Source organism: Paenibacillus elgii NBRC 100335 (assembly GCF_004000865.1).
GTDB classification, from domain to species: Bacteria; Bacillota; Bacilli; order Paenibacillales; family NBRC-103111; genus Paenibacillus_G; species Paenibacillus_G elgii.
This window is the reverse complement of record NZ_BIMB01000010.1, coordinates 37,406-56,356: the sequence shown is the minus strand read 5'-3', so window position 1 is coordinate 56,356 and position 18,951 is coordinate 37,406. Positions and strand designations below refer to the sequence as shown.

Here is an 18,951-nt window from a genome sequence, read left to right as displayed (position 1 = left end):
CCGCTGTATCGTCAGCCGGCCGCAGCGACCTTCTGCCGGCTGGCGGCTTGAATTCTCACAGCCATTAAAGCGGCGACGAAGCAAGTCGCTCCCGCTAACATAAACGGCAGCGTATAGCTGCCCAGCCAATCGCGCAAAACGCCCGCCGAATAAGCGGCCGTCGACGCGCCGATCTGGTGGGCGACCACAACCCAGCCGAAAATCATGCCCGCGCGCTCTTTGCCGAAAGCATCCGTCGTGAGCTTCACCGTCGGCGGCACGGTCGCGATCCAATCGAGGCCGTAAAAGACGGCGAATACGAGCAGATGCGTCGGACCCAGCCCCAAGGCCTGCGGCAGGTAAATCAACGAAAGACCCCGCAGCGCGTAATACCAGAACAGCAGCCAGCGGTTGTCGAAACGGTCGGAAAGCCAGCCCGACAGCGTAGTGCCCACCAGATCAAAAACGCCCATCAGCGCAAGGAGCCCCGCCCCAGTCACCATTGAGATATCAAAATCGCCACAGGCTGGGATCAAGTGCGTCCCGATCAAGCCGTTCGTCGTGAAGCCGCAGAAAAAGAACGTGCCCGCCAGCAGCCAGAAGGTTAAGCTGCGGGAAGCGAGGCGAAGCGAGATCAACGGCTCCAGAAACAAGTTTCCGCGAAACGGGCTCGGCTTCACCAATTGCTCCTCGCCATAAGGCGCGGCGCCCACCTCATACGGATGATTCCGCATCCAGATGACGACAACCGGCAGCAATATCAGGAGGGCGGCCACGGCCGCATAAGCGGAATACCGCCAGCCGAGCTCCTCCGTTATTTTGGCAAGCAGAGGCAGGAACAGCAGCTGTCCCGTAGCCGCGCTTGCAGTAAGCATTCCTACGACGAGCCCTTTTCGTTTGACAAACCACCGATTGGCTACCGTGACGCCAAGCACATTGGCGAGTGTCCCCGTCCCGATGCCCGCCACGATGCCCCATACAAGCTCAAACTGCCATAGGGAAGTCATGAAAGGGGTCAAGGACAGGCTCGCGGCCAGCAGCAGCAACGAGATCGCCATCGTCCGGCGAACCCCCAACTTTTCCATCCATGCCGCCGCAAAAGGCCCGATCAAGCCGTACAAGAGAATATTGGTCGCTACCACCGTAGAGATGTCCGAGCGGCTCCAGCCAAACTCTTCTTGAAAAGGCAGCATAAAAAGGCTCGGTACGGAGCGGATTCCTGCCGCTATCAGCAAGGTTACAAACACAATTAGCACGACGACCCACCCGTAATATATTTTGGATGGCCCCGATCCGCTCTTCATCATCATCCACCTTCCTTATCCCAAAAATGCGTTCTGTCGCTTCCCCTTTTACAAGGTATTATTACGATACGACATTTCGCTGCATCGGTAAAATTGAAATTATCGAACCAATCCATTGATTTTTATGATAATATGGAGCCAGACCTTTCAGTAAAGGAGGGTGTAATGATGGAAATACGCCATTTTATTACGTTCAAGAAGATTATCGAATGCGGCAGCTTCACCCATGCGGCCGAGCAATTGGGATATACCCAGTCCACCGTCACCTCGCACATTCAAGCGCTGGAAGACCATTTGGGCTCCCCTTTGTTCGACCGGCTGGGACGAAAAATCCGCTTGACGGAAACCGGCAGCCGCCTTTTGCAGTATTCGCAGGAAATGTTGAAAACGTATGAGAAAATCGAAAATATGGCTAACGAAACGGGAGAGTTGAAAGGCGAGCTGCGGATTGCCGCTCCGGAATCGCTGACTGTCTATCGCCTGGAGCCGGTTTTAAGAGAGTATCGAAAACGATTCCCGCACGTCAGCATCAGGCTGAGCAACGCGACATGCGGAGCCAACAAAAGAGCGCTGCTGAGCGGGGACGCGGATGTCGCCTTTCTCATCGTTCCAGAGCTTCAGGAGAGCGATCTGGTCGTGCATCCGTTAGCGGAAGAGCCGATTGTCGTCATCGGAAGTCCCGATCATCCGATCACCGCCCTGGACAGCCGTTATCACAACCGGACGCTGGAGGAATGCCTCATTGCCAACGAGAGGGATTGCAGCTACCGAACGATGTTTGAAGAGTATTTGCGAGACAGGCACATTACCCCCTCGCACATTATGGAGCTCTGGAGCATCGAAGCGATGAAGCGCTGCGTCGCCAGCGGCTTGGGCTTCGCCTGCCTGCCCCTGTTGGCCGTAATGGAAGAGCTGCGCGACCATAAACTCAGGCTCATTCCGTTCGAAGGAAGCTTCAGAAAGGTTTTCTCCCAAATGATTTATCACAAAAATAAATGGCTCTCCCCAGCCCTGACCGCGTTTATCGAAATCACGCTGAGACATGCGAAGGATTGGTCCTACGAAGAGTTCACGGGTTTAAAACCGTGAGCGCAAGCTCAAAAGCCTCATACCGGTGATTTCGCCGGTCATGAGGCTTTTGCATTTTATGTCATATCAAGCTTTGTGCGAAAATCCTGAGCCGGTGCCGGGGCTTCCCGCTTGCTCCAATTCCCGTTCACGCCGCAAAATGTCTTCCATCGACGTATTCAGCGCAGCCAGCGGACCGGGGAAATGATTTTTGTAATAGGCCACATCCATGATCACGAGCAGGAGGAGCATGGCGGCGAGCGCATAGCCGGCCGTTTCGTTCGGCGGAATCACCATGACGATGCAGATGAAGACGATCCAGATCAAGGCCACCACGGACACGAAATCGCTGTATTTGCCGAGGTTCCAAGGGCCGAGATGCTTTTCCTGAAACCGTCCCTGCGCCTTCGCACGGAGCTTCAGCCAAATCGGGATGCCGTAGGCCACGTACAAGCCAACGACGCTGACGGCGGTCAGAAACGCGATCGTTGTATAGGCCGCGTCCGGGTTGACCGTCTTGATGATATAATCGACGAATGCCAGCAGGAACGAAAGAATAATCGCAAGCCAGATCGCTTTGGCCGGCGTGCGGAATTTTTTGGAGATTTGCGCCCATTGGCTGCTGAACGGCATACCTTTGTCGCGCGAGAAGGCGTACATCATCCGGGAAAACGAAGTAATGGAGGATAAGCCGCAAAACCACATCGCGGCGGTAACGAGCCACAGCACGACGGAACCGAATGTACCGCCTAACGCCTGGCTGATGACATAAATAAACGCGTTCTCGGAGCCGGCGGCTGCGGCTGCGTCCTTGATCGAGAGCGTAACGAAAGCGAGCATCAGGAAACCGATGGCAAACGAATACGCAACCGAGGTGAAAATGCCCCAAGGCGCGCGGACGCGGGGATTGATCGTCTCTTCAATCGTATGGGCGGAGGCGTCGTAGCCCGTAAACGTCCACTGCGCTTGCAGCAGCCCGATCAGAAAAGCGAACAGGTAAGGCTTGTCGGAGAACGTCTCGCCAACTTTAAACAAATAATCGACGCTGTTCAAACCGTTTTTCGTAAAAAAAGCCAGGGAGACGACAAGTACTGCGACGATGATAATGTGGTACCAGGCGGAAAAATCATTGAGCTTGGCGACGATGCGGATGCCGATGTGATTGAGAATACCGTGGGTAAGCAGAATGACCGTGAAGGCGATGAGAACGGTCGTATTGTTGGAGGTGTAGCCAAACACGCCGCCAAGCAGCGGATCGGCGAAGAGCGCGACGGAGTAGTCGATCCCGGCAACGATGCCGATCTGACCGATCAGATTGATCCACGCCGTGTACCAGCCCCAGCGCTTGTTTTTGAGAATGGCTGCCCAGTGGTACAGCGCCCCGGCCGTCGGAATTGCGGAAGCGAGCTCCGCCATAGCCGCAGCTACGAACATGACGAACAGCGCAACGATCGGCCAACCGAAGCCCATCATGCCCGGCCCGCCGTACGTTAAGCCGTGACCGTATAAAGATACCGCGCCGGTCAGGATGGAGATGATCGAGAACGAAATCGCAAAGTTGGAAAAACCGCCCATACTGCGCAGCAGCTCCTGCGCGTAGCCGAACTTGTTCAAATCTTGTTTGTCCTTGTCGTGATGATGATGGAGATGTTCGCTCATGGTTCCCAGCCTCCTTCATAAGGATAACAACAGGATGACAGTGGAAGGTCCGGTCCGGTCGGCTTATTTTCCGAGGAAGCTTTCATGCTCGCTTTCGTCGTAGGTCCGAATGCTGTTTCCGGCAAGCCGGACAATCCACAAAGCAAACAAGCAAGTGACGGCGATCAATACGATTCCGATCGTCATAGCCATGCAGTCTCACCTCCCTCCCCGGCGCATTGGATTGGCAAGCTCTCTTTCACGGTTATGCGGGTTCGTCTGCGAACATGTCTTTTTTTGCAAGCGTTTTCCTGTTAGATTTCCAAGCGGACTCCGCTTGCCTGCTGTTCAATCATTTTTTTCAGGATCGTGCCGATGTGGGCGCCCGCTTCGACCGGAGGCGTGCCGCCGCGGTGAATGTTGGAGACGACGGTGCGGTCGCTTTCCACCGTTCCTTGCCGGGGGCGGAAGCACATATAGGCGCTCATCGATTTTGACGACACCAGCCCTGGCCGCTCGCCGATCAAGAGCACGAGCACCTCCGGCTGCAGCAGCTCGCCGATCTGGTCCATAACAGCCACGCGTCCGCCGCGCACGAAAAACGGGGTGCCGGTTTTCAAGCCGTAGGCTTCGAGCGAATCCAGCAAGGACGGATAGACGTCACGCAAATTGGCATCGACCGCGTTGGCGCTCAAGCCGTCCGAAACGACCACCTGTACCTGCGGCTTCATGACGCACCGCTTGCGGATCAGCTCTATGCCCTCGTCCGTTACGATCCGACCCATGTCCGGGCGCTTCAAATAATTTTCGGTGTTCCCGTAGCGCGTCTCCACGGTAAACATGCCGAATTCGTCCAGCACTGCTTGATTAACTTCGCCGTAAATGGAATCGACGGCGGCGGCGTGATCGCAGCGGAATTTGAGGATTTCCCGGGTCAACGGCCGCGTTCCCGCCCGCCATACGCCAATCCGCGCGGGCGTGTTGGCCAGCAGCTCGTTCATGCCTTCGGCCCACTTCGGATTCGGGACATTATGCGACGCCGAATCGCCGAAGCCGAGGATACCGGGCTCCTCCGCATGGAAGCCGGCGTCCGTCATAGGAGATTGGCGCGTATGCTCTTGGCTACCGCCTCCTGTGCTTGGGGCCGTGTCTTGCTGTGAATCGCCTGCTTCCGTTGTGCTTTTAGGAGCCGGCGCATCTTTTTTGTCCGGCAATCCGGCCGTGCCAAGCTTCTTCTCCAGCTCCGCCATCACTTGATCGACAAGCCGGTCCAATGAAATGGTCATCGCTTCTCTCCTCCTCTCGCAGCGCTATACGAATGGCTACATAAACAGTGTCGGGTCCCCGGCCAGCGGGGTCAGGCGTCCGTTTTCCATAATGCCCATCTTGACCAGCCAGCGCTCGAATTCCGGCGCGGGGCGTCGCCCCATCATTTCCCGCAGCGTGGCGATATCGTGAAAGCTCGTGGACTGGTAATTCAGCATGCAGTCGTCCGCCATCGCCACGCCGATGAGGAAGTTGACGCCGGCGGAGGTCAGCAGCACAGACAAATTGTCCATATCGTTCTGGTCCGCTTTCATATGGTTCGTGTAGCAGACGTCCACGCCCATCGGCAGTTGCTGCAGCTTGCCCATGAAATGGTCTTCCAGTCCAGCGCGGATAACCTGCTTCGAATCGTACAAATATTCCGGTCCGATGAAGCCGACAACCGTGTTGACCATGAACGGGTTATATTTCCTGGCGAGCGCGTAACACCGCGATTCGAGCGTCACCTGATCGATGCCATAATGCGCCTCGGCAGACAGCTCGGAGCCCTGTCCCGTCTCGAAATACCACAGATTCGGCCCGGTTCCCGTCCCGTCGCGCCGGATCAAGTCGTCCGCCTCATCGAGCAGCGCCACGTCGATACCGAACGCTTTGTTGCCCGCTTCGGTGCCTGCCAGACTCTGGAACATCATGTCGGCGGGAGCGCCCTGCCGGATCGCCCGCATCTGCGTTTTCACATGCGCGAGCACGCAGTTTTGGGTCGGTATCTGCCACTTGGTCATCACTTCTTTGGTCGCGTTCAACAGCTCCTTCACGCTATCCGCCGAATCGATGACAGGATTGATCCCGAGAACGGCATCCCCGATTCCGTAGCTTAACGCTTCGAACAAAGACGCTTTCATGCCCTGGATGTTGTCCGTAGGGTGATTCGGCTGGGCCCGGCCCGCGAGTACGCCCTTCTGCCCGATCGTAATGTTGCAGTGAGTCGTCACTTCCATCTTGGATGCTGCCTGCATCAAATCGAGGTTGCTCATCAGCTTGGCGGCAGCCGCTACCATTTCGCTGGTAAGTCCCCGGCTGATGCGGCGGATTTCAGAGTTGCCCGTCTCGTGCCGCAGCAGCGTTTCGCGCAGCTCGGCTACGGTCCAGTTGCGGATTTCCGCGTAGATTTTCTCGTTGACACCTTCCTCGATGATCCGCGACACTTCGTCGTTTTCCGGCGGCAGCAGCGGATGGTTGCGAATGTCCGCCAGCGTCAGCTCGGACAGCACCAGCTTGGCCGCCATCCGTTCCTTGGCATCCTCAGCCGCAATCCCGGCAAGCTGATCTCCGGATTTTTCCTCGTTAGCCTTGGCCATCACGTCTTTTAAATCGCGAAATTGAAATGTTTTGCCGAGTAAAGCGGTTTTCAGCTTCAATGTCGGTCCCCCTCTCTGCCATGAAACGCCAGCGTCTTGACGACCACGGGAATCATAATGCCCGCAATCGGTTCCCCTAAATCGATATAGTCGCCGTGCTCGACCTTGATCTGATCGATGCACACGATCTTCGTCCGTTCCTTTAGCCGTTTTTCGAGCGATTGACCGAGCGCCTTGGCGATGTCGGTGTCGCAAACGACGACCATCACCCGGCTGTCCGGAAAATAGTCTGTGAAGCTTTCGCTCAGCCGGTCGGCCAATCGCTGAAGCGAGGCGTAGCCGCAATGTTCAAGCCCGGCCAAAGCCAGCGCGAACGGCGGCGAGGCGTCCCGTTCGAACAAGGCTGCGCCGCTCTGCATCGTCTGCCCGACAGCCGCAGCAAGCGAAGCCGGCTGTTCGAGCAGCGATAGCGTTAGCTCCAGCTTGCACACCGGGAGGTTGCGAATCGGCAGCAGCGTAGAGTCCAGATGGACGGTAGCTCCGCTGATCTCCGTGCTCTGCATGCCCGCTCCGATGACCGTCGCCCGGACGGTCTGGTCGGGCACCGCCAGCCGGATCGGATACCGCGCGGCGCACGCTTTAAGCGTATGCGCCAGCAGCGGTCCGATATCGCCATGCTTGGCGGCTTCGGCCAAGCTCTGCGGCTTCGCTTCCTCCATTAGCCGTCCGATGCCGCCGGATACCGTCCATTCTTCGATCGGCGGCACTTGCGGCAGCGGAGCACCCAGCGTCAGCTTGCGAACCGCATCGCGCTCTTCGGGAGCCGTCATGCCCGCCAAATCATCGAGCATGGCGAGGCTCATCGCCCGGCACAGGTCCTCAAGCAGCGCGTAGCTGACCGTATGCCCCGGCTCCAGCCGGTATCCGGCAGCCTCAAGCCATGGGCGGATCGACGGCGAGACACTCGTCACCGTCCCCCCGGCGTTCAGCTCGATTAGGCGTCCGCCGATATGATACGTCACCGTGCCGACCGCTTTTCCCCGGTGAAACACGGCTGCATTGGCCGTCCCTCCGCCGATGTCGATATTGGCGACGGCGCCGCGTACCTCCAGCGAGCGGCGATCCGCTCCGGCGCCTTTGCCGGCCAGCAGCCCTTCGAGGTCGGCTCCGGCCGTCGCGACGACGAAGTCCCCGGACCGCTCGGCCAGCAGGTGCACGATCCGCCGCGCGTTTGCTTTCGTCGCCGTCTCGCCGGTAATGATCACCGCGCCCGATTTCAGCTCTTCCGGCCGGACGCCGGCCCGCTCGTATTCATCGGTCAGAATAGCCCAGATCCGCTCCGCATCCACCTCGTCCTCGCCGAGCAGCGGCGTGCTGTGGATCGGGCTCGCGTAGATCAATTCCCGCTGCGCGATGTCAAAGCGGGGAAGACTGAGCGCGCCTGACGTCCGCACCAGCCTCAGACGGCTGACGATCATTTTGGTCGTGCTCGTGCCGATATCGATGCCTACGCTGGTAATCCATTGTGGCTCCATGCGTCTGCTCACCGCTCTTTCAAGAACCGAACCAGCGCTGCGGTCCGTCCTTCAATATTCCATCCGCCAGCTTGATCAGCGGAATGCTTTCCGCCATCGAAGCGGCGCGCATTTTCCGGTACGCTTCTTCTTCATCCAGCGCGAAGGTTTTCATGACGATCCCTTTCGCTTTCTCGATCCGTTTCCGCTCCTCGATCGACTGCTTGAGCTGCTCCAGATCTTTTTTAAGCGAGTCGATCCTTTCCTTCTGACTGAGCGCAATTTCGACCGCCGGGATCAAGTCCTCCTCCGACACCGGTTTGACCAAATAGGCGGCAACCCCGGCACTACGGGCGTCCTGCACCAGTTCTTTCTGGCTGTACGCCGTCAGCAGCAGGACCGACGTTTCCGTGTCATGCAGACTGCGAATGATGCGGGACGCTTTGATGCCGTTCATCACCGGCATTTTCACATCCATAATGACCAGGTCGGGCTTAAGCTCGGCGACGAGCTCGATCGCTTCCTCGCCGTTTTTCGCTTCCCCCGCCACCGCATAGCCTTCTTCCTCCAGCATTTCGCGGATATCCATTCGAATGATCGGGTCGTCATCCACGACGACGATCGAGTTCTTCATCCTGACACCTCCTCATAAGTCCGACGAATATGATCTGCCGCTTGATCGGCGGGGTTTAGACCGGCCTCGGCTCCGCCGGGAAAAGCGGAAATGTAATCGTGACCTGTGTGCCCTCCCCGGTGGAAGCCATCTGCAGGAGACCTCCGAGATTTTCGCGCACAAGCGTTTCCGTAATTTTCAACCCGAGATGGCCTTTGCGGGCACCTTCGCCCGTGGCGGGCAGCCCGATGCCGTTATCTGCTACCTCCATGCGCACGATCTGCCCGCTGCAATAGAGCGAGATCCGAATGTCTCCCTGCTCGCGGTCGACGAACGCATGCGTCACGCAATTTTGCACAAGCTCGTTGGAGACGAGCGCCAGCGTGGTGGCGATGTCGGACGGCAGCGTCAACGTATCCCCCGAAATGGCGATGCGGATCGCTTGATCCGGCTTGGTCGTGGAGGAGACGACATTTTTGGCGATGCGATCCAGCACATCGTTGAACTGGATCGTTTCCAGCCCGTCGTAAGCCAGCATCTCATGGATGACGGCGATACTGTTGATGCGGTTGATGCTGTCGCGATATATTTTCTCGACCTCTTCCAGCTTTGTCCGGCGCATTTGCAGCCGAAGCAGGCTGGAGACGGTTTGCAGATTGTTTTTGACCCGGTGGTGAATCTCCTTGATGACAGCCGATTTAATGACGAGCTGCTTCTCTTTTTCCTTCAAATCCGAGATGTCCCGGATCAGCATCAGCCCAAGGGCTCCCTGCTGCTGCCGGTTAATCGAGACGGTTTTCAGCTCCAGCGCGACATGCCCGATCACAAGCTCCTGGCGAACGATTCCGGTCGGTGCGAGCAATGAATCGCGATCAAGCTTGCCGTAAAACAGCTGGACCAGACTTGAGCCTTCCGGCGCGCCGCCGTGCCCAATCTCCTGCAGCATTTCCCGGGCTCGCGGGTTCGTATAGGTGACATGCGCCTGCCCGTCGAACAGCACGATGCCCTCGTGCATGAGCGATTGGACGCTGCTTTCCGATAAAGCGACCGCAAGCAGCGTTTCGCTGAGCTGCTCCGTCGTTTCGCGCAGCCGCTCCACGTTTTTTTCCTGCTCGACGATCTCCGAAATGTCCTGCTCCATGATCAGCACGCCGATCACGCGGCCGGTTTTGGCCCGGATCGGAACGACATTTTGCCGCATCGCGATCTGCTCCTGGGATATTCCGCGGGAACCGATGACCGGCTGGCCGGACAGCAGGCAAAACATGACGGCTGGCTCGTTGTGCGCATAAGCGTGCATCCCGACGACCGACGAGCGATAGAGCGACGGGGCCGTCGTTGGCCTCGCTTCGGCTACGACGAGTGCCGTGCCTTGATCTGCAAGCGGGCAATCGATGAACACGTCCGATTGGAACACGTCGGCGAACACTTGCAAATGTCGCGACAAATCTATAATAACTTCCACTTCTTCTGTAGATAAAAGGGTGCGCTCCGCGCACAGTTCGGCAATCGAATGCATAAGCAATCCCTCACGACGTATCGATTTGTACATGCACCGATTTTATTGTTACACAAACCGCGCTGCGAAGAAAGCCCTTACATCAGGTAAATTTCTTCCTATATCCTTCGCTTGCCGGTAGGTTTCCCTTTCGTACCAATGGCTACACGCTCGAAGCTATCGGTTCATCATGCCCAGCAGCAGCTCCTTCAGCTCGGCTATGCCTTCGCCGCCAGCCGCCGACGTCAAGAGGATCTCGCCTTGAGGCAGCGATGACCGGAGCAGCGAGACTGCCCGGTCCGGATCGGCCTTCGGATGATCGATTTTCGTAACGGCTCCGATGGCCGGAATCGGAAAGCCCCCGGAAAACCCGGGCGGAAAATAGTTCCGGCCGCGGGTCGCATCCTGTATGAGCAAAATCGCCGCCGCTTGATGCGATGTCGCCATCAGTGAACGATAGTAGAGCGGATTCTCGCTGTACTCTCCCGGCGTATCAATCAGCCAGTCGTGAAATACGAGGCTTTGCGTTTTGACCGCCGCTTCCTGCTCACCCATGAGCGCTTTGACCAACGTCGACTTGCCGGCGCCTACGGCGCCGATGATCATGACTTTACGCATGGCTTACGACCTCGTCAAAGGAGCAATTGAAAATTTCAGCTTCTCGTGCAAAAAGTCGTTGACCGACTCGATGGCCATTTCGACCGCCGATACGTCGCCCACGATGACCAGAGAGCCGGTGAAGCGGTCCAAATAGCCGATATCGACGTTCGCGGCTTTCGTGGCAATATCCGCCGCGATGATCGCCGTTTCTGTCGGCGTTAACGTCAGAATGCCGATCGCGCTCGCCTTCTCGATCCCGAGCTTTGTGTACAGCACGGGATCAGGGTTGGCTATGACATGTGCGAGCGTAAGCTGCTTGCCGGGTACATATTCCTGAATGACCCGCTGTTTCTCCTGTTCCATACGCTCCTCCTAACCGCCGCTGTCGTCGCCGACTTCGAAGCTGTCTACAATGCCGACGATCATGGCGTCGATGGGCACCATTTTACCGCTGAACAGCACGCGGGCCGGACTCCCCCGGGACACGATCACATTCTCGCCGACGCCCGCTCCGATGCGGTCTGCGGCGATGACCGGCTGCCCCGCTTCGCGGTCCTTGAAATCCATCGGCTGGACGACCATCAGCTTCAGGTTGTCCATGCCTTCTTCCTTCTGCGTGGCCCACACGCTGCCGATCACTTTCCCCATAAACATAGGACTTCACCCTTTACTCCGCATACTGGACCGCGACGTCTTTCTCCTTCAGCAAATCCGCCGCCAGCGGCGAAACGATCGTTCCCTTGCCCAGAATCAGCTTCCGCACGTCCGGTGCGGTATCCGTCTGCCGCTTCACCCATTCGGCGGTTAGCAGCTTGCCTTCGAACACGGTACTGCCTGCCGCTGCCGTACTGCCATTCGTGATTCCGGCTTGAGCACTTACCGGTTCCGGCGACGATGTACTGCGAGCCGGCGCCTCTTTGTCCGGCTGGTGCTGCGCCACACCGCATTTGCGCACGACCGCTTCCGCCAGCAGCTTCTGCGGAGCGAACTCCGCGCCGAGATCCGCAAGCTCGCGTTTATAGCGCTCGAACAGCTTGACGTAAGGCTTCGGCAGCGTCAGCGTTTTCAGCGTACGCCGGTCCGCCCGTTTCAATCCGGGTATATCGTCCCCGATCAGCACGAACTTATTCAAGACGAGCGCGGAAAACAAAATTTCCGCCTTCACCGTCCCTTTCAGCCCCTGGGCAGCCCTCGCGGCGTTATCCACATCGATCTCGGGAATGACGATCCCGTCGTATTCGAGCGGCAGCTCCAGCGGCGCAGGCGCGTATTCGTCGGCGGCAATGATTTTGCCCGGACCGGCGCATTCGATTTTATGCAGGCCGAGCCATGAAGATGTTTCTCCGTCGAGAAACAGCATATCGTAGCAGATTCCGCTGTTTTTGAGCAATATAAAATGATCCGTGAACGCTTCGTGCGCGGTGCTGTCGCAGAACAGATACAGCACTTTGGGCTTTTTCGCCTGCTCCGCCTGCATCGCCTGCACCAGCTCACGGACGATCGATTCGATCATCGGTTTGATTTCCATCCTTCGCTACCCCCTTTCCACACGCGTGAACACGCCGTTTTTGCCGATCATTTGTACCGTGTCCCCGGTGTTCAATTGAGCGGCGTTGGCTTCATCCGTATCGAGATGAACGTCAAGCGCATAGCGCGGGTTCACCCGGACCACAACGTCCATAAACGCTAGCGGCCGGTCGCCGCGGGTCTGCAGGATGAGGCGGTCCCCGTCGGACACCTCAAACCTCTGGGCGTCGTCAGGCGACATATGGACATGGTTTTTGGCGACGATCAAGCCCTGCGTCAGTACGACCGCGCCCTTCGGGCCGGCCACCGTGATGCCGGGCGTGCCTTCCAGATCGCCCGACAGCCGGACGGGGGGCTTCACGCCGAGCGCAAAGCCGTCTGTCCGGGAAATCTCAACCTGGGACGCCCCGCGCGAAGGTCCGAGAATGCGGGCGTTCTGCAGAACGCCCTTCGGACCGATCAGCGTAACCGTTTCCTGGGCGGCAAATTGTCCGGGCTGCGACAGCTCCTTCAGCGGGGTAAGCTGGTAGCCCTCGCCGAACAGCGCCTCGACATGCTCCGGCGACAAATGCACGTGCCGGCCCGAGACGCCGACGGGAAGGACCGGCGCATCGGGCGCCGGCTCCACAGGCGAAGCCGCCGGAGCTTCGGCCTTCAGACGCTGGATGGCGATGCCCCGGCTTTTCAGAAAATCATTGGCCGCCGGCGTCAGCAGGTCCCCGGCCGCGATCGGATACGGATTCGGGAGCCCCTGCGCCAATCGGCTGCGTAGACTCGTTTCCGTAATCAGCGCCATAGGGATTAGCCTTCAAGCTTCGGCAGAATGAATTCAATATCCGTGTGAGGACGCGGAATGACGTGCACGGAAACCAGCTCGCCGATTTTTTCCGCAGCTGCCGCGCCGGCATCCGTAGCCGCTTTTACTGCGCCTACATCGCCGCGCACCATGACCGTCACCAAACCGCCGCCGACATGCACTTTTCCGATCAATTTAACATTTGCCGCTTTGACCATCGCATCCGCCGCTTCGATCGATCCTACGAGTCCTTTCGTTTCTACCATTCCGAGTGCTGCCAATTCTCCTGCCATTGTCTATTCCTCCCTGGAATAAAAAGTAGTTTATAATGCAAAATGGAACTTATCCGATTAACTTACCGAGTGAAACTTACTTGGCTTCCAGTTGTAATTCAGATAGCACGCTGCGGACGATCTGCAGAACATCCTCGCGCGAAATCCCCGGATTAGCGGAGGCTTCGGGCTGCAGCTTTTCCATCGTCCTCTCTACCGCCTGCGCCGCCGCGGGGGCGATATCCATCTCGCGGATGCCAAAGGCGACGCGCTTGATGTTGAGCAGATGCTGCGGACCGATGTTGTCCGACGTAATATTGTTGCCGAACGAGCCGCAGCCCAGCGTAAACGACGGCGTAATGCCGGTCGTGGCGCCGATGCCGCCGAACGTCGTGCCCGAATTGACGACGATGCGCGAGGCCGGCTTCTCCAGCCCGAACGCCTCGATGACGGATTCGTTCTCGCAGTGGATGCCGAGCGTATGCCCGAGTCCGCCGAGCTCCAGCAGCTCCATACAGCGGCTGCAGCCCTCCAGCCAATCTTTTACGGTGTAGAGCGCCAGCACCGGGCTTAGCTTCTCTACGGAGAACGGATACGCGTGCCCGACGCCCGTTTCTTCCGCGATCAATACCCGCGCCTCCGGCGGAACGGTAAAGCCCGCCATCTCCGCGATCACCTGCGGCGAACGGCCGACGACCTTCGGGTTCAACCCTTTGCCGATCGTCAGAATCGAGCCGACCTTGCGCTTTTGCTCCTCATCCAGAAAATAAGCGCCCTGCCGCTTCAGCTCTTCGACGAGCTGCGGCTTGATCGACGCGTCGGCGACAATCGCCTGCTCCGAAGCGCAAATCGTGCCGTAATCGAACGTCTTGCTTTGCAAAATCAAGCTGACCGCGCGGGACAGGTTCGCGCTGTGGTGCACGTACACCGGGACATTGCCCGGCCCGACGCCATACGCGGGCTTGCCCGAGCTGTAAGCGGCCTTGACCATCGCCGTGCCGCCGGTCGCCAGGATCACATCCGTCCGCTTGTGCCGCATCAGCTCATTGCTCGCCTCGACCGAGGGCTTCGACAAGCAGTGGATCAAGCCGGCGGGAGCCCCCGCCTTCTCTGCCGCCTGCCGCATCACCTTGGCTGCTTCCAGCGAGCAGCGCAGCGCCGACGGATGCGGACTGATGACGATCGCATTGCGCGCTTTCAGCGCGATCATGCACTTGAACATGACGGTCGACGTCGGATTGGTCGACGGGATGATCGCGGCGACGACGCCGACCGGCTGCGCCACTTCCCATACCTTGCGCTCGTCGTCCTTACGGACGATCCCGACCGTCTTCATGTCTTTCATCGAGCCGTAAACGTTTCGGGCGACGAAAAGATTTTTAGCCGTCTTATCGGCAACTTTGCCGTACCCGGTCTCTTCCACGGCCATTTCGGCCAGCCGTACGGCTTCCGCCTCGGCCGCCCGGGCCATCGCAGCGACGATGTCGTCAATCTGTGACTGAGTCATTTTTTCCAGCAGCTTCTGGGCTTGACCCGCTTCCTGCAGAAGGCTGCGCACTTCCTGTATCGCCTGCAAATCGGCGTCCAGCTTCATATCGGGTTCTCACTCCCTTCAGTCCTTCTTCTCCGTAAGCAACCGGATCAGCTCGGCCTTCGCCGCCGTGTTGATGCCGGAAGCGTTCAGCGGGAATCCGGGGGTGGTACGGGCCAGCTCGCGCAACTGCTGCAGCGAAAGCTTGGCCAGCGCCTCGGCGGATTCCCCGCCTTCCGTCCCGGAAAGCTCCGCCGCTTCATCCGCTGCCGCCTCGTCGTTAGCCGGCTTCGGCTCCGCCGGGGCGTTCTTCCGCCATATGCTCTCCAGCATCGCCGAAACGGAAAGATCCGGCCGCGGAATCACATGCGTCCCGACCAGCTTGCCTACCCTGCGAGCTTCTTCTCCGCCTGCCTCTACGGCCGCCCGAACGGAGGCGACATCTCCTACGATATATACGGTAATGAGTCCTGCATCCGCTTTTTCAAACGTCATAACCCGGACGTCCGCCGTCTTCGCCGCCGCATCAGCCGCAGCGATCAAGGCGGGTACGCCGATCGTCTCGATAAGTCCCAACGCTGTCATCGACTGTGTCATCTCCATCACCCGCTTTCGTTAACCAGATTATTTCGGCTCCCGCGCGACGCTGAGAACGGCATCGGCAAAAGCGCTCGCCGCCGCGGTACAAGCGGACTGGCTGCCCGTCAGCAAGCCGCCGCCGAAGTTCGTTTCCGTCGGCGGGCCGTAAAATTGGCACAGCCTGACGTCCGCCGCCTTCAATGCGGCATCCAAGCCGTACACCGCTTCGAGCGGCGGCGCGATCAAATACGCGAGCGGCTCGCCTTCGGCGATGCCCGCCACCTGGGACAAGTAAGAACCCGTTCTCGAAATGACGTGAGCATAGTACGCATGCGTGCCCTCGCTGTTCAAGGAATAAAAGCACGCGCCGTTCTCCATCACAGCGATAGCCGCGTCCAACCCGCTCTTCACCTCGGCCGGCGTCCGGCCGCCCAGCATCCCGATAAATTCCCCCGAGAGCGGACCCGAGGCATGCGCCGATCCCGCGTAAAAGGAACGGGCATATACGACTTCCACCGCCGCCTTCTTGGTCGCCTCGTCCAGCGCCGTATAGCCAACGTCATCGATGCTCGACGTTAACATCCCCAGACTCCGGATGTCCGGCTTCAGCTCCAACTTCCGGGCCAGCTCCAGATCCACATTCGGAATGATGCGGACGGCCAGCGGCACGGCTCGAATCGGCTGCTTCACTTGGTTCACCTCCGCTGCATACATCAAAAGACGACAAAAAGGCGCCCCGGACTGAAGAACACGTGAACGCGTTCTCCGATCCAAAGGCACCGTTGCCTTCATGCTATTTTTTTATTGGTGTTCATGATTGAATTGTAAAACAAATCACTCGATATTGCAAGCGCTGTCATCGATCTAGGCCGTCACAATTTTTACCTTGACCGCTCAAACCGGCTTATTCGGCCTTTTTTCTTCTCCCGTTCGGCCGCCTCGTCCTCAAGCTCGGACATCCACAACAGGCCCATAGATAGCGCAAACGTTATGCCCACCAGCGCGATGCCAAGCATCAGCTCGCCTACGATTTGCAGATACAGCAGCACGGCGGCGGAGGCCAGCATGCAGCCGAAGATGACCCATCCGATCCGCCGTGCCGTAATTCGCTTCATTTTTGTTCCTCCCCCGTTTCCGAATATCCATACTACAGCTTATTCGGAGGAAAGGAGCTTTAGAATCTTATTAAAGCTTGAAGGCATTCACCTGCCGCTGCAGCAGAACGGACATTTCCTTCAAATGGCCCGAAGCACTGGAAATCTCCTCCATGGCCGCCAGTTGTTCCTCCGAGGACGCCGCCACATTCTGCGTATTGTCCGCGGCCTCTTGGGCGATGCGGGCGAGCTCTTCCAGGGAAGCGGCGACTTCTTCGGTGCCTGCCGACATTTCCTCGGAAGCGGCCGACACCTCCTGCACTTGGCCGGCCACCTGCTGAATGGCATGCAGGATGCGTTCGAACACTTCGCCGGCTTGCCCCGCGGCCGCCGATCCTTTGGACGTTTCGTTCACGCCCGCGTCCATCGAGGCGACCGCCCGCTTCGTGTTGGCTTCGATCTCCCGTAGCAGAGCGGCAATATGCTCGGACGATTCCTTGGACTTCTCCGCGAGCTTCCTCACCTCGACGGCGACCACTGCGAACCCTTTGCCGTGCTCTCCCGCCCGGGCCGCTTCGATGGACGCATTGAGCGCCAGCAGGTTCGTCTGATTCGCGATATCGGCAATCAGCGCCATGATCTCGCCGACTTCCTCCGAGCGGGTCCGCAGCTCGTGGATGACGCCGCCGGTCTCGGTCATGACCGACTCAATGCGGTTCATCTGCGCGATCATCTGCTGCACGACCTCGTTGCCCTGCGCCGCATCCCGCGACGTCTGGGAGGACAGGTCGGCGACGACGCCCGCCGATTCGGCAATCCGTTCGATGCCTGTAGCCATCTCCACCATTGCCCGCTTGCATTCCTCGGCGCTCTGCAGCTGATTCTCCGCACCGGCGGCAACCTCTTCGACCGCCCGGGCCGCTTCGCCGGTCGCCTCGGCCGTCTGCTTCGCGCTGACGGTCAGCAGATCGGACGATTCCGCCACTTCGTCGGAATGGGTTTTAATACTGCCCACCAGTTTGCGGATGCTTTCGACCATATGGTTGAAATTCTCGGAGACAAGCCCGATCTCGTCGCGTCCGTTCACCGGCACGGAAACGGACAAATCCCCTTCGGCGGCAAGCTTCGACACCTCTGCCATCCGTTTGAGCGGACGGACCGTTCGAATCAGCAGCCAAATCATCAGCCCGATAAACAGACCGCCAATGACAAGACCGATCAAAATATTAAGCAGCAGCGCGTGGTTCAAATCCGATTGAATCAAGCCGTAGTCGAAGTCGAGGCCGAACACGGCGACCGTCTCGCCCTTATCCGTGCGAATGGCGCTCAGAATGGAAATCCACGTGCCCGAGGCATCCGTATACACGTCGGTCATGCCCGTCCCCTTCTTCAGCGCATCCTCATACGCCCGCTGAAACTGAGCCGACAGCTCGTAATCCTCCAAAACCTTCGCACCGTGTTCGTTCAAGGCCCGATTGGCCTGCATCATCTTCGCATAGTGCTTATTGTCCTTCGTCGTCATCTCGGTTGACATCAAGTAGCCGTTGGTGACGATATGGCTTGTGAGCATCTTCTCAATCTGCGCCTGAATACGAACGTTCGCCGGGTCGGCCATATATTTGTCGTAGCTGAGCGACATCTTTTGTCCGGCCGCTTGGATATCCGCGCTCTGCAGCTCCAGTTGAGCGTCCATCGCCTCTTCAATTTGCAATAACGATTCGAAATACATAGCTCTTTCCCGAAAATACGACATCGTGGTAAATGCGGCCGACATGGCAATCAGCAGGATCACCAACACCCATCCGGCTTTGACGACTAAACTGCGATTCTTCATAGCAAGCACTCCTTCATCCGTTGAACTATACTGCTCTGGCCCGCCGAATCTACCGTGCGGAGCAGCGCTGTCGTTTAGTAATATTATCGTTAGGAACCGCCCTTAACTTTAGAAAAATTATACAGATCCACAAAATTCCCGCAGTTAACCGCTTTCCTAACTCTGGGAGCAACGCAAAAAAACCACCGGTTTCCCGGTGGCTGGCGATTCATTGTTGTTCTATGGTCAAAACCGTTTCTGGCCAATTTAAGCGAAGCTCTCGGTGCTGCGTTTGGAAGAATCGTCCGATTCCCGCGTCCGCTGCGAGGAGAGGCTCTTCGAGTTGAATTCACGAACGCGCCGGTCATTTTCAATGGAAATGAACAAGCAGACGCTTCCCAACATAACCAATATGACCGTAGTAATCGGAAGTAACAGATCCATCCTTTTCTCTCCCTTATCTTCCCTGTGTAAAAATGATAATCATTATCATTATTGTAA

General features: G+C 58.1%; 21 protein-coding genes. 1 reads left to right on the top strand and 20 read right to left on the bottom strand.

Annotated elements, in window-relative coordinates; translation table 11 throughout:
* Positions 1-11: 11 nt before the first annotated feature.
* Positions 12-1,283, bottom strand: a complete 1,272-nt coding sequence (locus tag PEL01S_RS10045; RefSeq protein WP_063178953.1) for an MFS transporter — start codon at positions 1,281-1,283, stop codon at positions 12-14.
* Between the two features lie 165 nt (positions 1,284-1,448).
* On the opposite strand from PEL01S_RS10045, the gene PEL01S_RS10040 reads away from it, so the two are divergent.
* Positions 1,449-2,372, top strand: coding sequence for a LysR family transcriptional regulator (locus tag PEL01S_RS10040; protein ID WP_231884598.1), 924 nt, complete (start codon positions 1,449-1,451; stop codon positions 2,370-2,372).
* A gap of 66 nt (positions 2,373-2,438) precedes the next feature.
* On the opposite strand, the gene PEL01S_RS10035 is transcribed toward PEL01S_RS10040, so the two are convergent.
* From PEL01S_RS10035 to PEL01S_RS34445, 19 genes are all read right to left on the bottom strand, one after another.
* Entirely contained in the window at positions 2,439-4,010 is a 1,572-nt protein-coding gene (locus PEL01S_RS10035; protein ID WP_127460196.1) for an amino acid permease, read from the bottom strand.
* Between the two features lie 63 nt (positions 4,011-4,073).
* Positions 4,074-4,202 carry a hypothetical protein gene (locus PEL01S_RS35190; RefSeq protein WP_010499887.1) on the bottom strand — a complete coding sequence of 43 codons (129 nt, stop codon included), beginning with the start codon at positions 4,200-4,202 and terminating at the stop codon, positions 4,074-4,076.
* Between the two features lie 101 nt (positions 4,203-4,303).
* Positions 4,304-5,275, bottom strand: a complete 972-nt coding sequence (eutC, locus tag PEL01S_RS10030; protein WP_127460195.1) for an ethanolamine ammonia-lyase subunit EutC — start codon at positions 5,273-5,275, stop codon at positions 4,304-4,306.
* A 36-nt stretch (positions 5,276-5,311) separates the two neighbouring features.
* A complete protein-coding gene (locus PEL01S_RS10025) occupies positions 5,312-6,673 on the bottom strand; it encodes an ethanolamine ammonia-lyase subunit EutB (protein ID WP_127460194.1) in 1,362 nt (453 codons plus the stop codon).
* A complete protein-coding gene (locus tag PEL01S_RS10020) occupies positions 6,670-8,148 on the bottom strand; it encodes an ethanolamine ammonia-lyase reactivating factor EutA (RefSeq protein ID WP_127460193.1) in 1,479 nt (492 codons plus the stop codon). Before PEL01S_RS10020 ends, PEL01S_RS10025 begins: the two co-directional genes overlap by 4 nt.
* Positions 8,149-8,167: 19 nt before the next feature.
* Positions 8,168-8,761: an ANTAR domain-containing response regulator gene (locus PEL01S_RS10015; RefSeq protein WP_127460192.1), complete on the bottom strand. Its 594-nt coding sequence runs from the start codon at positions 8,759-8,761 to the stop codon at positions 8,168-8,170.
* Positions 8,762-8,816: 55 nt separating this feature from the next.
* On the bottom strand, positions 8,817-10,259 hold the full coding sequence (locus tag PEL01S_RS10010) for a sensor histidine kinase (RefSeq protein ID WP_127460191.1): 1,443 nt from the start codon (positions 10,257-10,259) through the stop codon (positions 8,817-8,819).
* Between the two features lie 156 nt (positions 10,260-10,415).
* The gene (locus PEL01S_RS10005) at positions 10,416-10,856 is read right to left on the bottom strand and encodes a EutP/PduV family microcompartment system protein (protein WP_127460190.1); all 441 of its coding nucleotides are present in this window, start codon (positions 10,854-10,856) and stop codon (positions 10,416-10,418) included.
* Between the two features lie 3 nt (positions 10,857-10,859).
* On the bottom strand, positions 10,860-11,201 hold the full coding sequence (gene eutS, locus PEL01S_RS10000) for an ethanolamine utilization microcompartment protein EutS (protein ID WP_010499896.1): 342 nt from the start codon (positions 11,199-11,201) through the stop codon (positions 10,860-10,862).
* Between the two features lie 9 nt (positions 11,202-11,210).
* Positions 11,211-11,492 carry a EutN/CcmL family microcompartment protein gene (locus PEL01S_RS09995; RefSeq protein ID WP_010499897.1) on the bottom strand — a complete coding sequence of 94 codons (282 nt, stop codon included), beginning with the start codon at positions 11,490-11,492 and terminating at the stop codon, positions 11,211-11,213.
* 13 nt (positions 11,493-11,505) lie between these two features.
* Positions 11,506-12,366: a hypothetical protein gene (locus PEL01S_RS09990; RefSeq protein ID WP_127460189.1), complete on the bottom strand. Its 861-nt coding sequence runs from the start codon at positions 12,364-12,366 to the stop codon at positions 11,506-11,508.
* 6 nt (positions 12,367-12,372) lie between these two features.
* Complete coding sequence (gene pduL, locus PEL01S_RS09985; RefSeq protein ID WP_127460188.1) at positions 12,373-13,161, bottom strand: phosphate propanoyltransferase; 789 nt, start codon at positions 13,159-13,161, stop codon at positions 12,373-12,375.
* A 5-nt stretch (positions 13,162-13,166) separates the two neighbouring features.
* Positions 13,167-13,454, bottom strand: coding sequence for an ethanolamine utilization microcompartment protein EutM (eutM, locus tag PEL01S_RS09980; RefSeq protein WP_010499900.1), 288 nt, complete (start codon positions 13,452-13,454; stop codon positions 13,167-13,169).
* 76 nt (positions 13,455-13,530) lie between these two features.
* On the bottom strand, positions 13,531-15,027 hold the full coding sequence (locus tag PEL01S_RS09975; RefSeq protein ID WP_127460187.1) for an acetaldehyde dehydrogenase (acetylating): 1,497 nt from the start codon (positions 15,025-15,027) through the stop codon (positions 13,531-13,533).
* An 18-nt stretch (positions 15,028-15,045) separates the two neighbouring features.
* The gene (locus PEL01S_RS09970) at positions 15,046-15,549 is read right to left on the bottom strand and encodes a BMC domain-containing protein (RefSeq protein WP_239551521.1); all 504 of its coding nucleotides are present in this window, start codon (positions 15,547-15,549) and stop codon (positions 15,046-15,048) included.
* Between the two features lie 39 nt (positions 15,550-15,588).
* Positions 15,589-16,233 (bottom strand): ethanolamine utilization microcompartment protein EutL, encoded by a 645-nt coding sequence (gene eutL / locus PEL01S_RS09965; protein ID WP_127460185.1) that lies wholly within the window; start codon positions 16,231-16,233, stop codon positions 15,589-15,591.
* Positions 16,234-16,424: 191 nt separating this feature from the next.
* The gene (locus tag PEL01S_RS09960) at positions 16,425-16,658 is read right to left on the bottom strand and encodes a hypothetical protein (protein ID WP_010499904.1); all 234 of its coding nucleotides are present in this window, start codon (positions 16,656-16,658) and stop codon (positions 16,425-16,427) included.
* A gap of 70 nt (positions 16,659-16,728) precedes the next feature.
* The gene (locus tag PEL01S_RS09955; RefSeq protein ID WP_127460184.1) at positions 16,729-18,471 is read right to left on the bottom strand and encodes a methyl-accepting chemotaxis protein; all 1,743 of its coding nucleotides are present in this window, start codon (positions 18,469-18,471) and stop codon (positions 16,729-16,731) included.
* Positions 18,472-18,717: 246 nt separating this feature from the next.
* Positions 18,718-18,894: a hypothetical protein gene (locus tag PEL01S_RS34445; RefSeq protein ID WP_157244003.1), complete on the bottom strand. Its 177-nt coding sequence runs from the start codon at positions 18,892-18,894 to the stop codon at positions 18,718-18,720.
* Positions 18,895-18,951 lie beyond the last annotated feature (57 nt).